Raw genomic sequence first — 2073 nt, 5'->3', positions numbered from 1 at the left:
CCCCTGAGGGGCTCAGGGGCGCGGGGAACTGCGCAATCCTTTAGGCCCGCCCCCACTCGGCCGCGGACAAACCATCCGCACCCCAGTGGAACGTGTCGGTGAGCTGTCGGTGGTTTGTCGGTGGGGGGTGCGACGTTGGTGGCATGACGCGAATCGACAACGAGCCCCGGCAGGACGCCGTCAGCGTGCGGGGACTGGTCAAGCACTACGGCGAGACCAAAGCACTGGACGGCGTGGACCTGGACGTGCGCGAGGGCACGGTCCGCGGCGTGCTCGGCCCGAACGGCGCCGGCAAGACGACCCTCGTACGCATCCTCTCCACCCTCCTCATACCCGACGCGGGCCGCGCCACGGTCGCCGGTTTCGACGTCGTGCGCCAGCCCCGCCGCCTGCGCCGCGTAATCGGCCTCACCGGCCAGTACGCCTCCGTGGACGAGAAGCTGTCCGGCCGCGAGAACCTCTATCTGATCGGCCGGCTCCTCGACCTGACCCGCAAGGACGCCCGCACCCGCGCGGACGAACTCCTTGAGCGCTTCTCGCTCACCGACGCGGGCAAGCGCCCGGCGAGCACGTACTCCGGCGGTATGCGGCGTCGCCTCGACCTCGCCGCGTCCATGATCGGCAGTCCGACCGTCCTGTTCCTGGACGAACCGACGACCGGCCTGGACCCACGTACGCGGCAAGAGGTGTGGGGCGAGGTCAAGCGGATGGTCGGTGACGGTGTCACCGTGCTGCTCACCACGCAGTACATGGAGGAGGCCGAGCAGCTGGCGAACGAGCTGACGGTCATCGACCGCGGCAAGGTCATCGCCAACGGCGGCATCGACGAGCTGAAGGCGAAGGTCGGCGGCCGTACCCTGCGCATCCGCCCGGCCGACCCGCTGGAGCTGCGCCCCACGGCCGCCGCGCTCGACGAGTTCGGCCTCACGGGCCCGGGCAGCGCCACGGTGGACATCACCACCGGCACGGTCCTCGTCCCGATCCTCAGCGACGAGCAGCTGACCGCGGTGGTCGGCGCGCTCACCGCCCGGGGCATCACCCTCGCGGGCCTCAGCACCGAACTGCCCAGCCTGGACGAGGTGTTCCTCTCCCTCACCGGCCACCGGGCCACCGGACCGACCGATCCGGGCGACCCGCGCGACACCCCGGCCGACCGCTCCCACGAGACCTACGAGGAGGCCGCCGTATGAGCGCCGCCACCGTCATCGACAAACCCGCGGCGCTCGACACCGGCGACGATCCGCACGTCGGCCTGCGCGCCCATCTGCGGCACATCAGCGCCCTGGTCCGCCGCAACGTGCTGTGGATCCGCCAGGACCCGGAGTCGATGTTCGACGTCATCCTGATGCCGATCGTCTTCACGCTGCTCTTCGTGTTCGTCTTCGGCGGCGCGATCGCCGGCAAGGGCAACCAGGACGAGTACGTCAACTACGTCGTCCCGGGCCTCATGGCGATGATGGGCATGAACATCGCCATGGGCGTGGGCACCGGCTTCAACCAGGACTTCCAGACGGGCGTGATGGACCGCTTCCGGTCCCTGCCGATCTCCCGTGCCTCGGTCCTGATCGCCAAGATCTCCGTCGAGATCGGCCGGCTGCTGCTCGCCACGGCGATCCTGCTCGGGGTCGGTTTCCTGCTCGGCCTGTCCGTGTCGAACGTCCCCGGTCTGTTCGCCGCCATCGGCCTGGCCCTGGTCTTCGGCTCCTCCATCATGTGGATCTTTCTGACCATGGGCGTGGTGATGAAGAACGCCCAGGCCATCCAGGGAATGGGGTTCCTCGTGCTGATGCCCCTGCAGTTCGGTTCGTCGATCTTCTCGCCGCCGTCCACGATGCCGGGCTGGCTGCAGACCTTCACCGACTACAACCCGCTGTCGTCCCTCGCGGACGCGGCCCGGGGTCTGATGAACGGCGGCCAGCCGGTCGCCCACGACGTCATGATCACGCTGCTCTGGTCGCTCGTCATCACCGTGGTGATGGCGCCAGTCGCCATCCACAAGTACCGCACCAAGACCTGACCGTCCCGTGAGGGACCTTCTCGCATCAGACCAGGGCGGCGGCCTCCTCGAAGGAG

Annotated in this window: 2 protein-coding genes; both read left to right on the top strand. The window is 69.0% G+C overall.

The genetic code is table 11. From position 1 onward, the window contains the following. Positions 1–143 precede the first annotated feature (143 nt). The gene (locus ACFWGJ_RS43455) at positions 144–1190 is read left to right on the top strand and encodes an ATP-binding cassette domain-containing protein (protein WP_387334504.1); all 1047 of its coding nucleotides are present in this window, start codon (positions 144–146) and stop codon (positions 1188–1190) included. Then, positions 1187–2017 carry an ABC transporter permease gene (locus tag ACFWGJ_RS43450; protein WP_107018351.1) on the top strand — a complete coding sequence of 277 codons (831 nt, stop codon included), beginning with the start codon at positions 1187–1189 and terminating at the stop codon, positions 2015–2017. Before ACFWGJ_RS43455 ends, ACFWGJ_RS43450 begins: the two co-directional genes overlap by 4 nt. Positions 2018–2073: the final 56 nt, after the last annotated feature.

It is taken from the genome of Streptomyces sp. NPDC060205 (assembly GCF_042728395.1).
Lineage (GTDB): Bacteria > Actinomycetota > Actinomycetes > Streptomycetales > Streptomycetaceae > Streptomyces.
The sequence above is the reverse complement of the archived record's forward strand: the minus strand, read 5'-3'. Positions and strand labels throughout refer to the sequence as shown.

Excerpts from the sequence above, each read along its gene's own strand:
- ACFWGJ_RS43455 (WP_387334504.1), top strand. The coding sequence starts at position 144 with ATGACGCGAATCGACAACGAGCCCCGGCAGGACGCCGTCAGCGTGCGG.
- ACFWGJ_RS43450 (WP_107018351.1), top strand. The coding sequence starts at position 1,187 with ATGAGCGCCGCCACCGTCATCGACAAACCCGCGGCGCTCGACACCGGC.